Annotated in this window: 15 protein-coding genes and 2 tRNA genes; 9 read left to right on the plus strand and 8 right to left on the minus strand. The window is 65.9% G+C overall.

Annotated features, from left to right (window positions below; all coding sequences use genetic code 11):
• Positions 1-22 precede the first annotated feature (22 nt).
• The gene (gene dapA / locus ASE83_RS11155; RefSeq protein WP_055789679.1) at positions 23-907 is read right to left on the minus strand and encodes a 4-hydroxy-tetrahydrodipicolinate synthase; all 885 of its coding nucleotides are present in this window, start codon (positions 905-907) and stop codon (positions 23-25) included.
• Positions 908-985: 78 nt separating this feature from the next.
• On the opposite strand from dapA, the gene ASE83_RS11160 reads away from it, so the two are divergent.
• The 5 genes from ASE83_RS11160 (at position 986) to ASE83_RS11180 (ending at position 6,930) form a co-directional block, all read left to right on the plus strand.
• Complete coding sequence (locus ASE83_RS11160) at positions 986-3,013, plus strand: lytic transglycosylase domain-containing protein (RefSeq protein WP_055789681.1); 2,028 nt, start codon at positions 986-988, stop codon at positions 3,011-3,013.
• Positions 3,010-3,492: a transcription elongation factor GreB gene (greB, locus tag ASE83_RS11165; RefSeq protein ID WP_055789686.1), complete on the plus strand. Its 483-nt coding sequence runs from the start codon at positions 3,010-3,012 to the stop codon at positions 3,490-3,492. Before ASE83_RS11160 ends, greB begins: the two co-directional genes overlap by 4 nt.
• Before the next feature lie 505 nt (positions 3,493-3,997).
• A complete protein-coding gene (ybaL, locus tag ASE83_RS11170; RefSeq protein WP_055789688.1) occupies positions 3,998-5,644 on the plus strand; it encodes a YbaL family putative K(+) efflux transporter in 1,647 nt (548 codons plus the stop codon).
• An 84-nt stretch (positions 5,645-5,728) separates the two neighbouring features.
• Positions 5,729-6,109: a DoxX family protein gene (locus ASE83_RS11175; RefSeq protein WP_055789691.1), complete on the plus strand. Its 381-nt coding sequence runs from the start codon at positions 5,729-5,731 to the stop codon at positions 6,107-6,109.
• Positions 6,110-6,153: 44 nt separating this feature from the next.
• Entirely contained in the window at positions 6,154-6,930 is a 777-nt protein-coding gene (locus ASE83_RS11180; RefSeq protein WP_055789694.1) for an NYN domain-containing protein, read from the plus strand.
• Positions 6,931-7,266: 336 nt separating this feature from the next.
• On the opposite strand, the gene ASE83_RS11185 is transcribed toward ASE83_RS11180, so the two are convergent.
• Both ASE83_RS11185 and ettA read right to left on the minus strand, forming a co-directional pair.
• Positions 7,267-8,448, minus strand: a complete 1,182-nt coding sequence (locus tag ASE83_RS11185) for a sensor histidine kinase (protein ID WP_055789697.1) — start codon at positions 8,446-8,448, stop codon at positions 7,267-7,269.
• 4 nt (positions 8,449-8,452) lie between these two features.
• Positions 8,453-10,132 (minus strand): energy-dependent translational throttle protein EttA, encoded by a 1,680-nt coding sequence (gene ettA, locus ASE83_RS11190; RefSeq protein WP_055789700.1) that lies wholly within the window; start codon positions 10,130-10,132, stop codon positions 8,453-8,455.
• A gap of 429 nt (positions 10,133-10,561) precedes the next feature.
• Here ettA and ASE83_RS11195 point away from each other — a divergent pair, with 429 nt between their 5' ends.
• Positions 10,562-10,807, plus strand: a complete 246-nt coding sequence (locus ASE83_RS11195; protein ID WP_055789702.1) for a hypothetical protein — start codon at positions 10,562-10,564, stop codon at positions 10,805-10,807.
• Positions 10,808-11,423: 616 nt separating this feature from the next.
• Here the strand turns inward: ASE83_RS11195 and ASE83_RS11200 are convergent.
• The 3 genes from ASE83_RS11200 to ASE83_RS11210 all read right to left on the minus strand — a co-directional run bounded on the left by ASE83_RS11200 (position 11,424) and on the right by ASE83_RS11210 (position 12,727).
• A tRNA-Pro gene (locus ASE83_RS11200) sits at positions 11,424-11,500 on the minus strand.
• A gap of 45 nt (positions 11,501-11,545) precedes the next feature.
• Positions 11,546-11,621: transfer RNA gene (locus tag ASE83_RS11205), tRNA-Ile, on the minus strand.
• 77 nt (positions 11,622-11,698) lie between these two features.
• Positions 11,699-12,727: a LacI family DNA-binding transcriptional regulator gene (locus ASE83_RS11210; protein ID WP_055789705.1), complete on the minus strand. Its 1,029-nt coding sequence runs from the start codon at positions 12,725-12,727 to the stop codon at positions 11,699-11,701.
• A gap of 182 nt (positions 12,728-12,909) precedes the next feature.
• Here ASE83_RS11210 and ASE83_RS11215 point away from each other — a divergent pair, with 182 nt between their 5' ends.
• On the plus strand, positions 12,910-13,776 hold the full coding sequence (locus ASE83_RS11215) for an ROK family protein (protein ID WP_082443300.1): 867 nt from the start codon (positions 12,910-12,912) through the stop codon (positions 13,774-13,776).
• A 9-nt stretch (positions 13,777-13,785) separates the two neighbouring features.
• Here ASE83_RS11215 and ASE83_RS11220 read toward each other — a convergent pair whose 3' ends face one another.
• Positions 13,786-14,028 (minus strand): hypothetical protein, encoded by a 243-nt coding sequence (locus ASE83_RS11220; protein ID WP_443024314.1) that lies wholly within the window; start codon positions 14,026-14,028, stop codon positions 13,786-13,788.
• A 59-nt stretch (positions 14,029-14,087) separates the two neighbouring features.
• Entirely contained in the window at positions 14,088-16,373 is a 2,286-nt protein-coding gene (bglX, locus tag ASE83_RS11225) for a beta-glucosidase BglX (RefSeq protein ID WP_055789713.1), read from the minus strand.
• Positions 16,374-16,557: 184 nt separating this feature from the next.
• Between bglX and ASE83_RS11230 the strand changes: the two genes are divergently transcribed.
• Complete coding sequence (locus tag ASE83_RS11230; protein ID WP_055789715.1) at positions 16,558-17,586, plus strand: LacI family DNA-binding transcriptional regulator; 1,029 nt, start codon at positions 16,558-16,560, stop codon at positions 17,584-17,586.
• Positions 17,587-17,594: 8 nt separating this feature from the next.
• Positions 17,595-20,642 (plus strand): TonB-dependent receptor, encoded by a 3,048-nt coding sequence (locus ASE83_RS11235; RefSeq protein WP_055789718.1) that lies wholly within the window; start codon positions 17,595-17,597, stop codon positions 20,640-20,642.
• Positions 20,643-20,669 lie beyond the last annotated feature (27 nt).

The following is a 20,669-nucleotide window of genomic DNA, read 5'->3' on the forward strand; positions in this document are numbered from 1 at the left end:
TTTGGCGGTGCCAGCGATCAGTTCAGCGCACCAGCCCGGCATGGGTCAACGCGGCGTCGACCGCCGCCTGCGACGCTGCGGACGCGGGCGTCATCGGCAGGCGTAGATCGGTCGGGAAGCCCGGACGGACGCGGCCCATCGCATATTTGACCGGCCCCGGCGACGCATCGCTGAACAGCGCGGCGTGGAGCGGGAACAGCCGGTCCTGAATGGTCAGCGCACGGGCGAAGTCGCCGGCGGCACAGGCGTCCTGGAACTCGGCGCACATCGCCGGCGCGACATTTGCGGTGACCGAGATCGCCCCGACCCCGCCCATCGCCATGAAGGCGAGCGCCATGTCGTCATTGCCCGACAACTGCGCGAAACCGGTGCCGCAGCGCATCCGGTGTTCGGCGACGCGCGCCATCTGGCCGGTCGCGTCCTTGATCCCGACCACGACGTCGGGGAACGCCTTCACGATGCGCTCGACCGTTTCGACATTGATATCGGTGATGGTGCGGCCGGGCACGTTGTAGAGGACGATCGGCAGCCCGCCTTCGCGCGCCAGCACCTCGAAATGGCGGAACACGCCTTCCTGATTCGGACGGTTGTAATAGGGCGGGACCAGCAGCGCGGCGGTGGCGCCCGCCGCCTTCGCCGCATGGATGTGGTGCAGTGCGACGGCGGTATCGTTCGATCCGCAGCCCGCGATCACCGGCACGCGGCCCTGTGCCTGATCGACGCAGACGCGCACGACATGGTCATGCTCCTCGATCGTCATCGTCGCCGCTTCGCCGGTGGTGCCGCAGGGGACCAGCGCGCTCGACCCGCTCTCGATCTGCCAGTCGACGAGAGCGCGGAACGATGCTTCGTCGAACCGACCGTCGGCAAACGGGGTGACGAGCGCGGGAATCGAACCGGAAAACATGGAAAACGCGCTCCGCAGACAGGGTTTCGAGCCGAAAAGGTGGCGACAGATAGGGCGGCCTTCCATATCATGTCCAGTATGCTGACCACCGTGTTCAAGAGCGCGTTCCTGCTCACCGGCGTCGCGAGCGCCGCCATGGCCGCCGGGATGTTCCGCCCCGCCGCGCAAATCGCCGTCCAGCCCCAGCCGGCACCGATGCTGCAGCAGGTGCCGGCCCCTGCCCGGCCGATGGCGCAGGCCCCGGCCTATGACCCGATCCAGCCGGTACTGGCCGACTGGAAACGGTTGCAGCAATCGGACAATTACCCCTTCACCGACTATGCCCGGTTCCTGATGGCGCATCCCGGTTTTCCGGGGGAGACCAGCCGGCGCGCGGCGGCAGAGACGGTGCTGGCCGACGGAGGTCAGGACCCGGCGACCGTGCTGCGCTTCTTCGACCGGTTCCCGCCGATGACCGCCGCCGGACGGCTGCGCATGGCGGAAGCGCTGGCGGCGAGCGGACGGATGGCGGAGGCGCAGGAGGCGGCACGTGCGGCATGGCGCCGGGGTGCGCTGCGTACGAATGACGAGGCGAAGCTGCTCGGCCGGTTCGCTTCGGCGCTCCGGCCCGAGGATCACGATGCGCGGATGGACCGTCTGCTGTGGCAGGGGGCGACCAGTGCTGCCGGCAAGCAGATCGGCTATGTCTCTCCCGCGATGCGCCCCACGTTCGACGCGCGGATCGCGTTCCGCACCGGCGCGGCCGATGCCAGCGTGCGCGGCGAACAGGCGGGCGTCGACCGCGCCGATCCGGGCTATGTCGCCGACCGCGCGAGCTGGCTGCGCGCGACCGGGCAGTCGGTGGCGGCGCGCGCCTACCTCGCCCAGCCGCGCCGCCTGTCGCGGACGCCCGGCGATGTCGAGGAATGGCTCGAAGTCCTGCTGACCAATGCGAAGGCGGCACAGGCGGACAGCCAGTTCGACCTCGCCTGGCGCATCGCATCGCAGATCGACGATGCCTTTCCCGCCGGCACGGTCATCGCCGACGCCGCCTATGGCGAGCGGGACGACTATACCAGCCTGGCATGGCTGGCCGGCACGATCGCCCTGCAAAAGCTGAACCGGCCCGCCGATGCGACCGGCATGTTCGCCCGCTATGCCAGCGGATCGCGCACGCCGACGGTGCGGACCAAGGGCTATTACTGGGCCGGCCGCGCGGCCGAAGCGGCCGGCGACCGGCCGACCGCCGACCGATGGTATGCGCAGGCCGCCGATCTGGGTGACCTCTATTACGGGCAGTTGGCGAGCGAACGGATTGGGCGTCCCTTGCGCGCCCCGGCGAACACCGCCGATGCGGCGGCAATCCCGGCGGCGGTCCGCGCGGCCTATATGAACAGCGACGTGGTGAAGGCGACGCGCTATCTGGGCCGCACCGGGCAATATGCCGATCAGGGGCTGTTCGTCCGCAAGATCGCGGAGGATGCCCGCAGCGACACCGATCACGCGCTGGCGGTCGAGCTGGCGCAGGCGATCGATCGTCCCGACCTGAGTGTGATGGTCGGGCGCAGCGCATTGGTGAACGGGCATAGCGACTATACGCTGGCGGGTTACCCGTCCGTGCCGGTCAGCGGAGCGCAGCGCGACCAGTTCACGCTGATCCACGCCATCGCGCGGCAGGAAAGCCAGTTCGACCGCACCGCCGTCAGCCGCACCGGCGCGCGCGGGCTGATGCAGTTGATGCCCGGCACCGCGCGCGAAACGGCGGGGAAGCTCGGCCTGTCGTACAATCCGTCGTCGCTGAACGATCCGGCCTACAACATGGCGCTGGGGTCCAGCTTCATCCAGCGGATGCTCGACTATTATGGCGGCAGCTATCCGTTGGCGGTGGCGGCGTACAATGCCGGGCCGGGCAATGTGAACAAATGGCTGCGCGCCAATGGCGACCCGCGCACGCCGGGCGTCGACGTGGTCGATTGGGTCGAGAAGATTCCGTACAGCGAAACGCGCGGCTATGTGCAGCGGGTGCTGGAGAATGCGGTCGTCTACGACCTGATCCATACCGACAAGGCCCGGTCGCGCGGACCCAACAACCTGAGCTGGTATCTGGGGAAGAACCGACCGGGATGACCGAGCCGCGTCCGAACTACATCACCCCGGCGGGCTATGCCGTGTTGAAGGCCGAATATGACCAGTTGCTGGGCGAGGAACGCCCGAAGCTGGTCGACGTCATCGCCTGGGCCGCGGGCAATGGCGACCGCTCGGAAAATGGCGACTATATCTATGGTCGCAAGCGCTTGCGTGAGATCGACCGGCGGCTCGGCTTCCTCGCCAAGCGGATGAAGGCGGCGCGGGTGGTCGATCCGACCGCGCAGACCGAACGGGGCAAGGCATGGTTCGGCGCGACCGTCACCATCGCCGACGAGGACGACAATCACCGCGTGCTGGAACTGGTCGGCGATGACGAGGCCGATGCCGGCAAGGGGCGGATCGGGTGGAACTCGCCGATGGCGCGCGCCCTGCGTGGCAGCGCGGTCGGCGATGTGCGCACCGTTGCGCTGCCGGCGGGGACGAAGGAATATGAAGTGATGGCGATCACCTATCCTTGACCGTCCCGTCGGGGTGGTGCTTGCCGGTAGGAACTATCGTTTCCGGTCCAAGTACAGACGATGCGTGTATGGATTCCCGCCTTCGCGGGAATGACTTTGCCTAACAAACAACTGAGGTCCGGCAGCAGCTTCTTGTTTATGGCCTTATCTATTCCCGCTCATAGCTCAGCATCTTGAGACAGCGGGCACATGTCGGCGAGGGAATGGGTACCGAAGCGTAGGAGCCGGGACCCGCCGGGGGCATCCCACGCACGCGCGCTCGAACAACCGTGCAATGACCGCAGGCTGGGCATCTGATGAGCTGATCCGTACCGGCAATACCGACTATCATCATCTGCTCCTTCCTTGCCCATAACAGACCGGCTGCGAACGACTGGCAAGCCATCGACCAAGCGCCATGCTCGGACAACGATATTATCTACCAACGAAGCGATTCGGCAACGATTTGAAACTTGGTTGCGCCGCAGCGGTTCGTTCAATCAGTCGAACCGGTCGAGGAGACGGAATGCCCCACTACACGCCGCTGATCGGAACCATCGTCACCGCCCTGGTCGCGGCCTTCGCGCTGGGGGCGATGGCGCACAAGCTGCGGGTGTCGCCGATCGCCGGCTATCTGATGGCGGGCGTGTTGATCGGGCCGTTCACGCCGGGGTTCGTCGCCAATTCGGGCATCGCCGCCGAGCTGGCCGAAATCGGCGTCATCCTGCTGATGTTCGGGGTGGGGCTGCATTTTTCGCTGAAGGACCTGTTGTCGGTGTGGCGCATCGCCGTGCCCGGCGCGCTGGTGCAGATCGCGGTGGCGACGGCGATGGGCTGGGGATTGTCGCAGTTCCTCGGTTGGTCGCTGATGGCGGGAATCGTGTTCGGCCTCGCGCTGTCGGTTGCCAGTACCGTGGTGCTGCTGCGCGCGTTGGAGGCCCGCGCGCTGGTGCAGACCGAACGCGGGCGGATCGCGGTCGGCTGGCTGATCGTCGAGGATCTGGCGATGGTGCTGGCACTGGTCCTGCTGCCGGTGATCGCGGCGGCGGTCGATCCGGCGAAGGCCGCCGCACCGGGCGCGATCGTGACCGCCGTCGCGATGACGCTGCTGAAGGTCACCGGCTTCGTCACGCTGATGCTGGTCGTCGGACGGCGGGCGATCCCGTGGGCGCTGCACTGGGTGGTGCACACCGGATCGCGCGAGCTGTTCCGCCTCGCCGTGCTGGCGATCGCGCTGGGGGTGGCGTTCTTCGCGGCGCTGGCGTTCGACGTGTCGTTCGCGCTGGGCGCGTTCTTCGCCGGCATGATCCTGGGCGAAACCCCGCTCAGCCGGCGCGCGGCGCAGGAGACGCTGCCGCTGCGCGATGCGTTCGCGGTGCTGTTCTTCGTATCGGTCGGCATGTTGTTCGATCCGAAGGTGCTGACGCAGCAGCCCGGTCCGCTGATCGCGACGATCGCCATCATCGTGATCGGCAAGTCCGCCGCCGCCTTCGCCATCGTCCGCCTGTTCGGCCACCCCAACCGGACCGCCGCGACCATCGCCGCCAGCCTCGCACAAATCGGCGAATTCTCGTTCATCCTCGCCGGGCTGGGGACGAGCCTGAACATCCTGCCGAGCGAGGGGCGCGACCTGATCCTGGCCGGGGCGATCCTGTCGATCATGGTCAATCCGTTCCTGTTCGGCGCGGTCGCCGGACGTGGCGAGGACGCCGGCCCCGCCCGGGAACGCGAGGCAGCGCGGGAGGAAGCGCGCGAGGATCATGTCGTGCTGATCGGCGCGGGCCGCGTCGGGCGACTGATCGCCGAAGGGCTGCGCGAGGCCGGTCGTGCCTTCGTCGTGATCGAGGATCAGGCCGATACCGCCCGCACGGCGCAAGCGCATGGGTGGAGCGTGGTGCTGGGCAACGCCCTCGACCCCAATGTGCTACGCGATGCCGGGGTGGCGCAGGCGACCAAGCTGCTGATCGCCATTCCCGGCGGGTTCGAGGCGGGTGCCATCGTCCAGCACGCGCGTGGGATGAATGCAGACCTCTACATCCTGTCGCGGGCGCATTCGGCGGAGGAGGTGCAATATCTCACCCGCCACGGCGTCGATCAGGTCGTGCTGGGCGAGGAGGAGCTGGCGCACACCATGTTGCGTCGCGCGGAGACGGAGCGCCAGCGCACCGAATGATGCAACGGATCGTTTCGATCATTGCACTTGGGGAACGACCGACCCGCTGCAATATCGGGGTCGTCGCCCCGAGGAGAAACCATCATGCCCCTGCCCGCCACCCTTGCCCCGCGCCTGCTCGCCGCGATGCGGATCGTCTTCGGCCTCGTCTTCCTCAGCCATGGCGTGTCCAAGCTGTTCGGCCTGCCGCCCTTTCCGATGCCGATGAACGGGCTGCTGTATGGCGCGGCAATCCTCGAACTGGTCGGCGGCGGGCTGCTGATCGTCGGGCTGGCGGTGCGGCCGGTGGCGTTCGTCCTGTCGGGGATGATGGCGGTCGCCTATTTCCTGGCCCATGCGCCGCAGGGTCCGTTCCCGATCGCCAATGGCGGCGAAGCGGCGGTGCTGTACTGCTTCGCCTTCCTGTACATGGCGGCGGCCGGCGGCGGGGCGTGGAGCATCGACGCCGCCCGGCAGCGCGCCTGACGGTTTCGGTCGCACGCGCGCCGCGAGTGCGATAGACGGGCGGCATGGCCAACCATAACGCCCCCACCGGCAACGTCGCGTTGCTGATCGATGCCGACAATGCCGGCGCCGCCTATCTCGATTCCGTGCTGACGGTGCTGGCCGAATTCGGCACGGTCAACGTCCGCCGCGCCTATGGCAATTGGGAAAAGCCCGGCCTCAAAAGCTGGAAGGCGCTGCTGATGCGCCACGGCATCGAACCGTTCCAGCAGTTCGACATCACCAAGGGCAAGAACGCGACCGACATGCGCATGACCATCGACGCGATGGACCTGTTGCTGCGCGGGCGGATCACCGGGTTCGGCATCATGTCGTCGGACAGCGACTTCATGCCGCTCGCCCAGCGCATCCGGCAGGAAGGGGTCCCGGTCTACGGCTTCGGCACGGACCGCACGCCAGAGGGGTTCCGCGAGAGCTGCACCCGGTTCATCGACGTCGCGTCGCTGGACGTCGAGGATGTGGCGAACATGCCGCTGCCCCCCGCGATCGGCGGCGTCCCCGCCCCCGCCACGACTCCGGCGGCCAAGCCTGCCCCTGCCCCGGCGCGCAAGAGCCAGAAGGTCGATGCGTCGCTCGTGAAGCTGCTGTCCGATGCCTATGACGCGTCGAAGGTCGACAAGAAGGGCTTTGCCAGCCTGTCCGAAGTCGGCCAGCGCGCGGCGAACCGGTCGAGCTTCGACACGCGGAATTACGGGTTCAAGCGGCTGTCGGACCTGATCGAGAAGGTGAAGGAGTTCGAGGTGGAGCGGCGCGATACTGGGGTGTTCGTCAAGCTGGTGTGAGGGGAGCGGTCCTCTATCCGCCCCCTTTCCTCACCTACTCCGCTTGTTTCGAGCCTGTCGAGAAGCGACTGTCGAGAAGGCCGCCCTGCATCCCCGCCGCTCGTCCTGAGTAGCCATTGAGCCTGTCGAAAGGGCGTATCGAAGGACTGCCAAGGGTGCTTCGATACGGGCCTTCGATTTCGGTGCGTAGCACCGAAGCCTGTCCTGAGCGCCTGCCGCGGGTAGGCAGTCGAAGGGCTCGGTCCCTACTCAGCACGAACGGGTTGATGCGGGTGGAAGGCAACACTTTTCGACAAGTTCGAAGCAAGCGGGAGGCGTTGGGGGAGAAGGACCGCCCTACACCGCCTCAGGCAACGGCATCACGAACGACACATGCGTCCCCGGCCCGGCATCCTCGAAACGCAACGTCCCGCCCAGCTGCCGCGCGAGGCTGGACACCATCCGCATCCCAAGGCTGGTTGGACGCGCCGCCGCCGGATCGAAGCCCGCCGGCAATCCCCGTCCATGATCGACGACCTCCAGCCATAACTGCCCATCGTCGCAGCGCGTCTCGATCCTGACCGGCCCGCCGCCTTCGCTATAAGCATATTTGATCGCGTTGGTGACCAGTTCGGTCAGCAACAGCCCCAGCGGGATCGCCGTGTCGCCGCTCACGACCAGCGGCGCGATATCGCAGTCGATGGCGTGGTCGGGCGCCTGCTTACGCAGGCCGTCAATGATGCCGCATACCAGCCGGTCCAGCGCGACGACGCCGACGCGGTCGCCTTGCCACAGCTGGTCATGCGCCTGCCCGATGGCGACGATCCGCGCCTGCGCATCGCCCAGCATCCGCTGCACGCGCGGGTCGTCATCCTCGCGCATCTGCAGGTTCAGCATCGCCGACACCATCGCCAGGCTGTTCTTCACCCGGTGCGACGCCTCGCGCGTCAGCAGTTCCTGATGCTGGATCGCCGCGCGCAGGGACGCCTCGGCATCCAGCCGCTCGATCGCCACGCCGATCAGGTTGGCGAAACCCTGCATGAAGGCGAGGTCGTCTTCCTCGAACCGGCCATCCTTGCGGCTGTCGACCTCCAGCACGCCGAACCGGCGACCATTGGCCTCGACCAGCACGTTGATCGCGCGCTTGACGCCATGATCCGCCATGAATCCGGGGGTGCGAAAGCGTTTTTCGTCGCCCAGATGGTTGGAGATCACTGCTTCGCCGGTGCGGAAGGCGAAGCCCGCGGGCGAAGCCAGGTCGTCGCCCATCTCCGCCTGCCCGACCACGCCCTCGTCCCAGCCGATGCCGGCACGGACGATCAGCGCGCCGCCCTGGTCGTCATGGTGCAGGAACTTGGCGAGCCGGGTGCGCATTCCCCGCGCGGCGAGTTCGACCGCCGCCCGCACGATCTCGTCGATGTCGCGGCTGCGGAGTGCGATGCCGCCGAATTCGGCCAGGATGCGCTGCTGGTCGAGGCGATAGCGGATCGCATCGGCGGGATCGTCCGACCCCGCCCCATTTTCCTCGACCACCGGCATCAGGTCAGCGCGTCAGCTTCTTGTACGCCAGTCGCGTCGGACGATCCGCGGCGTCGCCCATGCGGCGGCGCTTGTCTTCCTCATAGGCTTCGAAATTGCCCTCGAACCACTCGACATGGCTGTCGCCCTCGAACGCGAGGATGTGAGTGCACAGGCGATCGAGGAAGAAGCGATCGTGGCTGATGACCACGGCACAGCCGGCGAAGCTTTCCAGCGCCTCTTCCAATGCGCGCAGCGTCTCGACGTCGAGGTCGTTGGTCGGTTCGTCAAGCAGCAGGACGTTGCCGCCCTCCTTCAGCATCTTGGCGATGTGGACGCGATTGCGCTCACCGCCCGATAGCTGACCGACCTTCTTCTGCTGGTCCTGCCCCTTGAAGTTGAACGCGCCGACATAGGCGCGCGTACCCAGCTCCTGCTTGCCGAAGCGGAAGATGTCGAGGCCGTCCGACACCTCTTCCCAGACATTCTTGTTGGGATCGAGATCGTCGCGCGACTGGTCGACATAGCCGAGCTTCACCGTCTGCCCGACCTCGATCGAGCCGCCATCGGGCTGTTCCTGTCCCGTGATGAGCTTGAACAGCGTCGACTTGCCCGCGCCGTTCGGCCCGATCACGCCGACGATGCCACCCGGCGGCAGGTTGAAGTCGAGATTTTCGAACAGCAGCTTGTCGCCATAGGCCTTGGTCAGGCCCTGCGCCTCGATCACCTTGCCGCCGAGGCGTTCGGGGATCTGGATCAGGATCTGCGCCTTGCCGACCGCGCGGTTTTCCTGGTTCTTGACCAGTTCGTCGAAGGCGCGGATGCGGGCCTTGGACTTGGTCTGGCGCGCCTTGGGCGTCTGGCGCATCCATGCCAGTTCGTCCTGAATCGCCTTGGCCTTGCCGGCTTCCTCGCGCTCTTCCTGTTCGAGCCGCTTGGCCTTCTTTTCCAGATAGCCCGAATAATTGGCTTCGTAGGTGTAGTAGCGACCGCGATCGAGTTCGAGGACCCAGTTGACGACGTTGTCGAGGAAATAGCGGTCGTGCGTCACGAGGATGACGTTGCCGGTATATTCCTTGAGATAATTCTCCAGCCAGCCGACGCTTTCGGCGTCGAGGTGGTTGGTCGGTTCGTCGAGCAGCAGGATCTGCGGCTTTTCCAGCAGCAGCTTGCACAATGCGACGCGGCGCTTCTCACCGCCCGACAGGTTTTCGACCGAGGCATCGCCCGGCGGACAGCGCAGCGCTTCCATCGCGATTTCGAGCTGGTTGTCGAGGCTCCAGCCGTCGACCGCATCGATCTTCGCCTGCAGCTCGCCCATTTCCTCGAGCAGCTTATCGAAGTCGGTGTCGTCCTGCGGATCGCCCATCTCGGCCGAAATGGCGTTGAAGCGATCGACGAGGTCGGCGACCGGGCGCACGCCGTCCTTGACGTTCTCCATCACCGTCTTGGTCGGGTCGAGCTTCGGCTCCTGCGGCAGATAGCCGACCTTCACCCCATCGGCGGCCCATGCCTCGCCGGTGAATTCGGTGTCGATGCCGGCCATGACCTTCATCAGCGTCGACTTGCCCGCGCCGTTCGGGCCGATGATCGCGATCTTCGCGTCGGGCAGGAACTGCAGGTGGATATTGTTGAGAACCGGCTTGTTGGCGCCGGGGAAGGTCTTGGTCAGACCCTTCATCACATAGCTGTACTGCACGGCCATTGCCGACGGCTCCGTTTCGAATATCGGGGGTGGTGTAAAAGGCTCTGGCGCGATGTAGCGTTGGGCCGTCGAATTGGCAACGCGGGCGCTACGGACCGACGGCGGGCCAAGCGTGCGATTCGGGCCACCCTGCCCCGCCATGACGACCGGTCAAATGCGGCGCGCAGCGTGGTCCAGCCGGAAATCTCGAATGAGACCCATAACAATTCGCTAATGCAACATGACGTCGCGTCAACCGCCGTTTTTCGCCCTATTTAGAGGCATATTTGTCGTTCGTCGCAGGCGAGCCACGGCCCACCATTGGTCGCAAAGCCGCATTCCTGCCACAATTGGAGATTGACGGCGGCGTACAAGGCGCTATTGCGGCTATCTCGCGACGGCGGTGACGCCGGGATATTCGCGAAATGGAATTTTCTGGGAGTAACCCGAATGAAGAAGATCATGCTCGTCGCCGCCGCCGTCGGCCTCCTGTCGGTTGCCGCTTGCAAGAATACCCCGACCGACAACGCCGCTGACGCCGCGTCGGACAACCTGGAAATGCTGGCTGACAACCTCGAAGCGCAGGCCGAGAACACCTCGAACGAAGCCGTCGCTGCCGACCTGATGAACGCTTCGGAAAACGCCGAAGACGCTTCGGACGCGATCGAGAACGCAGCCGAGCACAACGGCATGTAATTCCCGTTCCTGCGTCCTCTCGGATGCGGGAAACAGGAATGAAGAAGGGGCGCCCCGGCAACGGTGGCGCCCTTTTTTTCGTGCCAGCTACGGATCGTTACGCGGTCAGCAGCACGATGGCGCGATTGCGGCGCCTTTGCGACGAACCGATGAGCGAATGTTGCGCGCTGCACCGCCGCACGATTTGCCATATTCGGTGCGTAAGATCGCTGCTTCATCGCAACTGCGCGAAACCCCGGCGCCCTGCAGTGTTCGCCAATCCGCATGGTTCGATCTACCGGCGGCGCGCCCAGCATAACCTCTGCCTGCCGCCAAACGGACTGCACGCTCGGAACGATTCGCCCGGTAAACTGTCCCGCCGGGCGCCATCTCCAATACCCGACGTCGAACCGGCCGGTTCTCGACCTGTAGCCGCATAAACGTAATACCGAGCAACGAGCTGAGGAGCGCGGCGGAGCGAAGCCCCACCTCGCTCTACAATGCCCCTTGCCCCCTGCAGAGATACAGCACGTCAGCAGCAACGATATCAGGGAAGACGGGTGCCGCGTTTCTGTGCACCGTCCGCGCCAGTGCGCATAACCATAAAGCGGTGCGATCGAATCGCTTCAGGGCAATGTGGTCGGGGAGACAGGATTCGAACCTGCGACATCCTGCTCCCAAAGCAGGCGCGCTACCAGACTGCGCCACTCCCCGACGCGAAGCGCGGCCCTAGTCGCAAACGCCGCGTTGCACAAGCGTTGGTGGGCCCGGCAGGACTCGAACCCGCAACCTAGCCGTTATGAGCGGCCAGCTCTAACCATTGAGCTACAGGCCCACGCTTGTACCGGGGTGCGATAGCGTCGGGCGCGGGGGCGGCGCAAGTGGGATGATGCCCCTCCCCCGTCTGCGCGATCAGGCGGAGTCGCGTTCGACCAGCGTCGGCGTCATCACCACCGACGGGGCATCCTCCCCCGCGATCCGGCGGAACAGCGCGGAAACCATCTCGTTCGCGCCGCGCGCGATGTCCTGGCGGACGGTCGTGATCCGCGGCACGGCGCTTACCGCGAGCGGCAGGTCATCATAGCCGATGACCGGCATATCGCCGGGAACACGGATGCCCCGATCGGCCAGGACGCGCAGCGCCGTCAACGCGATGACGTCCGATGCGGCAACGATCCCGTCGACCTGCCCGCCGACCCGGTCGAGATGCGCGGCGATCTCCTGCTCCATGATGTCGGAGGCGAGATGGGTGTCGAGCTGGATCGGCGGGTCGGCGATACCGGCGATCGCCAGCGCCTGCGCCACGCCCTCGCAACGCTGGCGAATTTCGGGCGCACGCAGTTCGCCGAGAAAGGCGATACGCCGCGCGCCGCGCTGGATCAGCCGTTCGCCGGCCAGCCGCCCGCCCGCGATGTTATCGGTCCCGACCGCGCAATGCATCTGGTCGGGCAGATTGCTGCTGCCCCACGCCACCAGCGGGCGATAGCGGCGGGCGATGCGTTCGATGGTATGGAACTGGTCCGACTGGCCGATCAGCAGCACCCCGTCGAGCATACCGGAATCGACGATCCGCTCCAGCCAGTCGGTCGCATCGGGAATGACGCGCGACAGCATCAGGTCGTAGCCATCCTCGGTCAGGCGGTCGGCGAGGAAGCCGAGCATCGTCATGAAGAACGGGTCGGACAGATGCTGGCGCCGTTCATGGCCCAGCGGCACCACCACCCCGATCACCCCCGTCCGCTGCGTCCGCAATCGGCTGGCCATCTGGTTCGGGCGGAAACTGTGTTCGGCGGCCAGCGCCTGGATGCGGTCTCGGGTCTCCGCATTGACCAGCGATTTGCCGGCCAGCGCGCGCGACACGGTACCGGGCGACACCCCGGCCAGCCGGGCAAGGTCGGCGATCGTCCGCACGCGGGACCCGGATGTGGTATTTTCGTCCATGTTGTTACTTGTACGAACATATTCCATACATCTGCCAGCAGAATGTGTGGAGGATGCGAGACAATTGCAAACGATTGCGAACGCCAATATGGGCTGAGGACAATAACCCGGCTTGCCGCGACGGGCGTCGCTACGGCAGGATCGGGGATCAGCGGAGAGGGCGAACGATGGTTGCGGACAGGATGGTTGCCGGTGTCGAACTGGGCGGAACCAAGTCGATCGCGGTGATCGGACATGGCGACACGATCATCGACCGGTTCCGCGTGCCGACCACCACGCCCGACGAAACGCTGGGCGCGCTGGCGGCGAAGCTGGCCGAATGGCGGCAGGTGCATCGCCCCGAAGCGATCGGTATCGCCAGCTTCGGCCCGATTTCGGTGGCGGACGGAACGATGCTGCCGACGCCCAAGCCGCATTGGGCGGGCGCGGACATCGTCGGACCGCTTGCGGTCGGGTTCGACCGGGTGGCGTTCCATACCGATGTGACGGGTGCGGCATTGGGCGAGGGTCGCCACGGCGCCGGCGTCGGCCTGTCCGATTTCCTATACGTCACGGTCGGAACCGGGGTCGGCATGGGGATCATCGTCAACGGACGGCCGGTGACCGGCCTGATGCATCCGGAAGCCGGGCATATCCGCGTGCGGCGGCGCGCGGGGGACGATTTTGCCGGAGCCTGTCCGTTCCATGGCGACTGCCTGGAAGGATTGGTCAGCGGCCCCGCGATCGCCGCGCGGGCGGGCAAGCCGGCGCATCTGCTGGGCGCCGACGATCCGGCGTGGCGCGATGTCGCCGATGCGCTGGGTGAGGCGTTCGCGATGCTGTTCCTCACCCTCTCCCCTGCCCGCATCATCGTCGGCGGCGGGGTCGGGCTCGGCCAGCCGCACGTGTTGCCAATGGTGCGCGAACGCACGGTCGCGGCACTGGCGGGCTATCTGGGCTTTGTCGACGAGCACTCGATCGGCGAGCGGATCGTGCCGGCGGGCTTGGGCGACGAAGCCGGCCCGCTCGGCACGCTGGTCATGGCGCAGGGCGTGCTGACCGCCGCCTGACCGGCAGGATCAGTCCGCGTCGGACGTGTCGGTCCCGGCGGCGTCGTTGTGCGCGCCGCCCGGTCCGCCGTGATAGTCTTTTTCGCTCTGCCCACCGGCAAAGCGTCCGGCATCCTTGTCGTCATGCGGATTGGGATAGGCTCCGCCACCGGACTCGCCGCCGCCGGACGTCGTGTTGACGCCATCGGGCCCGCCGGCGTCGGACTTGCCGCCTACCGCCTGGTTGGGCTGTTTTCCGTCATCGGTCATCACATGCTTCTCCTTGCGGTTGAGAGGGTCAACGCGCGACGACCGATGCCGGGTGCGTGCGTTCAGGCCAGCACGAAGCTGCCGTTGACGCCGTCCGCTTCGGCCGAGGGCGCGACCCAGATGCGGAAGCTGCCCGGTTCGACGACGGGACGGTTCTGCGTCCCGATGAAGCGCAGGGCGTCGGCGCGCAGGGTGAACTCGACGATCTTCGATTCGCCCGGTGCCAGCGCTACGCGCTGAAACGCCTTCAGCTCGCGGACAGGACGCGTGATGCTGGCGGCGACGTCGTGGATGTAGAGCTGCACCACCTCGGTCGCGGCGCGGGTGCCGCTATTGGTGACCCGCGCCCGCACCTTCAGCGCGCCATCGGTATTCAGCCGCCCGCCGCCGAGATCGAGATCGCTATAGGCGACGCGGCCATAGGTCAGGCCATGGCCGAACGGGAAACGCGCCGCGTTCGGCCCTTCGCGATAGCGCGCCTTGTATTCGGCCAGCGGCCCCGGCGGATTGGGCCGGCCGGTCGTCTTGTGCGCATAATAATAAGGCTGCTGGCCGGTCGAGTAGGGAAAGCTGACCGGCAGGCGGGCCGAAGGTGACATGTCGCCGAACAGGATGTCGGCGGTCGCCGGACCGCTCTGCGACCCCAGGAACCAGGTGACGAGGATCGCACGCGCATCCAGCACCGGCTTGTCGAGTACCATCGCCCGACCATTGCGCAGCAGGATGACGGTCGGCTTGCCGGTCGCCAGCACCGCTTGCGCCAGGTCGAGCTGCGCCTGCGGGATGCCGATGTCGACGCGCGACTGCGCCTCCCCCGACATGCGCTGCGACTCCCCGATCGCCAGCAGCACCACGTCCGCCTGCGATGCGGCGATGACCGCCGCCTCGATCCCGCCGGGGATGGCGTCGGTGATGCCCGACCCGTCGACCGCCGAAACCAGCGAAGGATCGGTGACGGCGGCGCGGACTCCGGTCAGCAGGTCGACCGCCTCCGCATCCGAGCCATAGACGTTCCATGTGCCGATCAGCTCGCGCTGCCCCTGCACGAACGGACCGATCAGCGCGATCTTCTTGCCCGACTTGGGCAGCGGCAGCAGATCGCCGTCGTTCTTCAGCATCACGATCGAGCGAGCGCCCGCCTCCCGCGACAGCTTCAGATGGGCGGCGGTGCGCACCCGCGCCTTCTCGCGGCGCGGATCGATGCGGCGGAACGGATCGTCGAACAGGCCGAGTTGCACCTTCAGCGCCAGCACGCGGCGCACCGCCTGGTCGAGGCGCGCCATCGGCACCTCGCCCTTCGCGACCAGATCGGGCAGGTGCTTGATATAGAAGCCCGACTGCATCGACATGTCGACGCCGGCAAGGAAGGCGAGCTTCGTCGCCTCGCGCGCATCCGCCGCGAAGCCGTGCGCGATCAGTTCCTCGTCACCGGTATAGTCGGACACGACCAGCCCGCCGAAGCCCCATTCCTTGCGTAAAATCGTGTCGAGCAACCACGGATTGGCGGTGGCGGGTACGCCCGACAATTCGTTGAACGACGCCATCGTCGTCGGCGCACCGGCGGCAAAGGCGGTCTGGAACGGCGGGAAATAGGTTTCGCGGAGCGTCCGTTCGGAAATATCGACCGTGTTGTAATCCAGCCCGGCCTCCGCCGCGCCATAGGCGGCGAAATGCTTGGCGCAGGCCGCAACCGCATCGTCGGCGGTCAGCCCGCGACGCCCCTGGAAACCGCGTACGCGGGCATCCGCCATCGTCTTGCCCAGCAGCAGGTCCTCGCCCGCCCCCTCGATCCCGCGGCCCCAGCGCTGGTCGCGGGCGATGTCGACCATCGGCGCGAAGGTCCAATCGATGCCGGCCGCCGACGCCTCGACCGCCGCCGCGCGTGCGGTGCGTTCGGCAAGGTCGGCATCGAAACTGCCCGCCTCGGCCAGCGGCATGGGGAAGACGGTGCGGAAACCGTGGATGATGTCGGCGGCGAACAGCAACGGCACCTTCAGCCGCTGTTCGCGCATCGCCACCAACTGCATCCGCCGCGCCATTTCCGCGCCATTGCCGTTGAATACGCCAGTCAATTTGCCCGCGCGGACTTGCGCCAGCTGTTCGTCGAACGTTGCGGTCGCGCTGATCGGATTCAGCGCGTTGGCGGCGCCCCCGGCCCATGCGGCGGCCATCAGCGTCAGCTGCCCGGCCTTCTCCTCTACGGTCATCTGACCGATCAGCGCCTCGACCGATGCCGGCAGGCGATCGCCCGCCTGCGCCAGCAGCGCCCGGGCCGGTGACGCGCTCCACGCGGCCACCGCGCCGGCGCCCATCATGAGCGCCCGGCGCGAAATGCGGATGTCTTCCATGCGATCCCCTCTGTGTCTTTCGCGCAACGATCCAGTCGCGCCCGTGTTTCAAATTCGTCGTTTCGAATCTGTGGTTGAAGCGCGTTGTAGATTCTTGTAACCGGTTACATCAAGAGCGAACGGCAGGCAGCCGTCGGATTCGCCGCGATGGGCGGGGCGATGCAGGGAGTGGACCGGTAAGAGCATGGCGAATGCCACCATCCGCGATGTCGCTCGCGCGGCGGACGTGTCCGTCGCCTCGGTTTCGCGTGTCCTCAACCGGCACCAGAATGTCCGACCGGCCCTGCGCGAGAAGGTGGAGGCCGCCGCGCGGACGCTCGGCTATGTCCCCCATGCCGGTGCGCGCTCGCTCAGCCTGGCCCGGTCGAACGCGATCGGCGTCGTCCTGCCGGATCTGCACGGCGAGTTCTTTTCCGAATTGCTGCGCGGCATGGACCGGGAGGCGTCGGAGCGCGGGCTGCAATTGCTGCTGTCGAACATGCACGCCGATCCGGCACGCGGTGTCGAGGCGCTGCACACCATGCGCGGGCGGGTCGACGGGCTGGTGGTGATGGCGCCGCATATCGACCCCGACCAGTTGTTCGGCCACCTGCCACCGGGCGTGCCCGCCGTACTGGTCAATTGCGCGCCCCATCATCAGCCGCGCCCCGAACTGCGCATCGACAATGCCGCCGGCGCACGGACGATGGTCGAGCATCTCCTCGCGACCGGCCGGCGGCGCATTTTTCATCTCGCGGGACCTGCGGGAAATATCGATGCCGAAGAACGGCTTGCCGGATACTGTGCGGCGATGGCCGCAGCGGGCATCGAATCCCGCTTTGAACGCGGAACCTTTCTGGAGGAATCGGGCGTTTTCGTGGCCGAACGGCTGGTTCGGGAGGGGACGGATGTCGACGCGGTATTCGCCGCCAACGACATGATGGCGATCGGCGCGATGATGGCGTTTCGCCGCGCCGGGATTGCCGTGCCCGACCGGATCGCCGTTGCCGGGTTTGACGATATTCCGCTCGCCCGCCTGATCTCGCCTGCGCTCACCACGCTCAAGATCGACATCGCCGGACTGGGCGAACGCGCGGTCGCCCGCCTGATCGATCAGATCGACGGCGGCGACGACCAAAGCGTCGAATTGCGCGCGCCCATGCTGGTCGTGCGCGACACCACTTCACCACGGGAAGACCCGGAAAACCGGGAACAAAGGGGAATACACGCATGAGGAAAACCATGATCCGCGCGGCCCTGGCCGCCGCGACGACGCTGGCGACGGGGGCGACGCTCGCTCCGGTTGCCGCCTATGCACAGGTCGGACAGGCATCGCTGCGCGGCACGATCACGTCGCCCGCGAACAACAAGGCGACGCAGGTCACCGCCATCGAAGTCGCAACCGGCATCCGCCGTACCGCCACCATCGGCGCGGACGGGACGTACAACTTCGCGTCGCTGCGCGCCGGCACCTACCGGCTGGAAATCCAGCTGACCAACGGCACGCGCAATTCCGACGAGTTCACGCTGCGGGTCGGCCAGAGTGCCGGTCTCGACCTCGACCTGACGACCGCCGCCGCCGCGCCTGCCGGCGAAACCACCGAAACCGATCCCGGCAGCGTCGCGTCGAACGACGAAGAAATCGTCGTCACCGGCAACCGCATCCGTACGCTGTCGGGCGGTCAGGTCGGCATCAACATCACGCAGCGCCTGATCGAGCAGTTGCCGCAGAACAACCGCAACTTTCTGGCCTTCGCCGACCTGGCGCCGGGTGTCCGCTTCGTTGAGGAAGGCGCGAACGGCCAAGCCCGTCTTCAGGGTGGTGCGCAGCGGTCGAATTCGGTCAACGTGTTCATCGATGGCGTTAGCCAGAAGGACTATGTCCTGAAGAACGGCGTCACCGGCCAGGATTCGTCGCCGGGCAACCCGTTCCCGCAGCTCGCCATCGGCGAATATCAGGTGCTGTCGTCGAACTACAAGGCGGAGTTCGACCAGGTAAGCTCGGTGGCGATCGTCGCCGGCACCAAGTCGGGCACGAACGAGTTCCATGGCGAAGGGTTCGTCGACTATACCAACCAGGATCTGCGCGACCGCCGTCCGACCGAACTGTTCCCGACCCGCGTCGCGAAGGTCGACACCAAGGATATCCAGTACGGCGTGGCCCTGGGCGGTCCGATCATTAAGGACATCGCGCATTTCTTCGTCAGCTACGAAGGCAAGCGGCAGGAACGCCCGGTCGACGTGCTGCCGGGCAACGGCGTCGACATCAACGTGATCCCCGCCGAACTGCGCTCGCGCTTCGGCAATTTCACCAACACGTTTAACGAAGACCTGATCTTCGGCAAGATCGACATCTCGCCGACTGCGGAAGACCTGTTCGAATTCTCGGGCAAGTACCGCAAGGAAAGCGGTGACGACCTGGGCAGCGGTATCAACGCCTTCTCCACCCGGACCAACAATTCGGTCAAAGATGTCCGCGGCCTGGCCCGTTGGCAGCACACCGCCGACAACTGGATCAACGATTTCCGCGTGTCGTACGAGGACGTGGTCTGGTCGCCGCGTCCGGTCGAACAGTCGATCAATCAGTTCTTCCAGCGCACTGAAATCACCGGCACCAGCTCGCGGCGCATCGACCTTCTGCGCATCGGTGGCGGTACCAATTTCCAGGAAAAGGGTCAGAAGGGCTGGACCGTCCAGAATGACTTCACCTTCACCGGCCTCGAAGGACATACGTTCAAGACCGGCGTGAAGGCGAAGTGGGTCAACCTCAACACGCTCGAACAGAACAACATCAACGGTTCCTACACCTATGACGTGAACCTGTTCAGCCAGACCGGTTTCCAGACCGACATCCCCTATCGCCTGCAGTTCGGCGCTCCCAGCGGCTTCGGCAGCTCTACGATCGAATCCAAGAACTTCCAGTTTGGCATCTATGCGCAGGACGACTGGGACGTCACCGACCGGTTGACACTGAACCTCGGCGTGCGGTGGGATTACGAACGGACCCCGGCGTTCCTAGACTTCGTGACCCCGCAGTCGAACCTGACCGCTATCTCGGCCGCACAATATCCGAACCTGCAGAACGCCGATTACAACATCAACGACTATATCTCGAACGGGAACAACCGGAAGGCGTTTACCGGCGCGATCCAGCCGCGCGTCGGCTTTACCTATCGCATCGACGAGGATGGTCGCTTCACCGTCTTTGGCGGCTTCGGCCGGTCGTACGACCGCAACCAGTTCGACTTCCTGCAACAGGAACTGTCGGTCGGCGCGTTCCAGCAGCGGACGTTCCTGTTCCAGGGCGCCGACCAGCTGAACCCGTGCACCCCGTCGTCGACCTGTATCGCGTGGAACCCGATCTATCTGACCGCGGAAGGCCGCGCGCAGCTGGCGTCGAGCAGCACCGGTGGCGGGCGCGAACTGCGCTTCATCAAGAACGATCTGAAGATGCCGTATTCGGACCAGTTCTCGCTGGGCTTCCGTTCGCGGTTCAACCCGATCGAACTCGAAGTCGGGTATCAGCATATCTCGAGCCGCGACGGCTTCGTGTATCTGCTGGGTAACCGTCGTCCGGACGGGTCGTTCTTCGCGCCCGCTCCGACCGCACAGAACCCGACGCCGCAGTCGCCGTTCGGCTTCACGCCGCCGGGCTTCGGGTCGATCATCATCGGCGACAACGGCCTGAAGACCGACGCGGACTCGGCCTATGTCAAGCTGACCAAGCCTTATTCGCCGACGTCGCCGTGGAGCCTCGACGCGACCTATACTTTCACCGAAGCGTCGGAAAACCGTCAATTCGGCGAAACCTTCAGCCTCGATTTCCCGTCGATCGACGATTACCCGACGTTGCGTTCGGCCGGCGTGCCGCGCCACCGCTTCGTCGCTGCGGGTAGCGTAGATACGCCGATCGGTCTGTCGCTATCGGCCAAGTTCTCGATCGAATCGCCAATGTTCATGGTGACATCGTTCGACAGCTCGAACCCGTACCAGCGCAACTTCGTCGGCCGGTTCCGTGACAGCCTGGGCGATCAATGGGGCCGTCGTCAGCTCGACGTCGCCGCAACGAAGTATATCCCGATCCGGTTCGTCAACGACACCGCGCGGATCCGCTTCCGTGTCGACATCATCAACCTGATGAACGATCGCAACTATATCGATTTCAACAACAGTCCGCTCGACAACAGCCGGACCGACGGCACGCAGTCGGTCTATGGCGAACGGTCGTCGTTCAGCATCGGCGGCAACCAGCCGCGTACGATCAAGCTGTCGGCGGGCTTCAACTTCTAACCTTTCCCTCCCCTGCCGGGACAGGCT

The sequence above is a fragment of the Sphingomonas sp. Leaf32 genome, assembly GCF_001421765.1.
Classification (GTDB): domain Bacteria; phylum Pseudomonadota; class Alphaproteobacteria; order Sphingomonadales; family Sphingomonadaceae; genus Sphingomonas.

Coding starts and splice junctions, on each gene's coding strand:
- ASE83_RS11210 (WP_055789705.1), bottom strand. CDS start 12,727: ATGGACGAAAATACCACATCCGGGTCCCGCGTGCGGACGATCGCCGAC.
- greB (WP_055789686.1), top strand. CDS start 3,010: ATGACCGAGCCGCGTCCGAACTACATCACCCCGGCGGGCTATGCCGTG.
- dapA (WP_055789679.1), bottom strand. CDS start 907: ATGTTTTCCGGTTCGATTCCCGCGCTCGTCACCCCGTTTGCCGACGGT.
- ASE83_RS11215 (WP_082443300.1), top strand. CDS start 12,910: ATGGTTGCCGGTGTCGAACTGGGCGGAACCAAGTCGATCGCGGTGATC.
- ASE83_RS11185 (WP_055789697.1), bottom strand. CDS start 8,448: ATGCCGGTGGTCGAGGAAAATGGGGCGGGGTCGGACGATCCCGCCGAT.
- ybaL (WP_055789688.1), top strand. CDS start 3,998: ATGCCCCACTACACGCCGCTGATCGGAACCATCGTCACCGCCCTGGTC.
- ettA (WP_055789700.1), bottom strand. CDS start 10,132: ATGGCCGTGCAGTACAGCTATGTGATGAAGGGTCTGACCAAGACCTTC.
- ASE83_RS11180 (WP_055789694.1), top strand. CDS start 6,154: ATGGCCAACCATAACGCCCCCACCGGCAACGTCGCGTTGCTGATCGAT.
- ASE83_RS11195 (WP_055789702.1), top strand. CDS start 10,562: ATGAAGAAGATCATGCTCGTCGCCGCCGCCGTCGGCCTCCTGTCGGTT.
- ASE83_RS11160 (WP_055789681.1), top strand. CDS start 986: ATGCTGACCACCGTGTTCAAGAGCGCGTTCCTGCTCACCGGCGTCGCG.
- ASE83_RS11230 (WP_055789715.1), top strand. CDS start 16,558: ATGGCGAATGCCACCATCCGCGATGTCGCTCGCGCGGCGGACGTGTCC.
- ASE83_RS11175 (WP_055789691.1), top strand. CDS start 5,729: ATGCCCCTGCCCGCCACCCTTGCCCCGCGCCTGCTCGCCGCGATGCGG.
- ASE83_RS11235 (WP_055789718.1), top strand. CDS start 17,595: ATGATCCGCGCGGCCCTGGCCGCCGCGACGACGCTGGCGACGGGGGCG.
- bglX (WP_055789713.1), bottom strand. CDS start 16,373: ATGGAAGACATCCGCATTTCGCGCCGGGCGCTCATGATGGGCGCCGGC.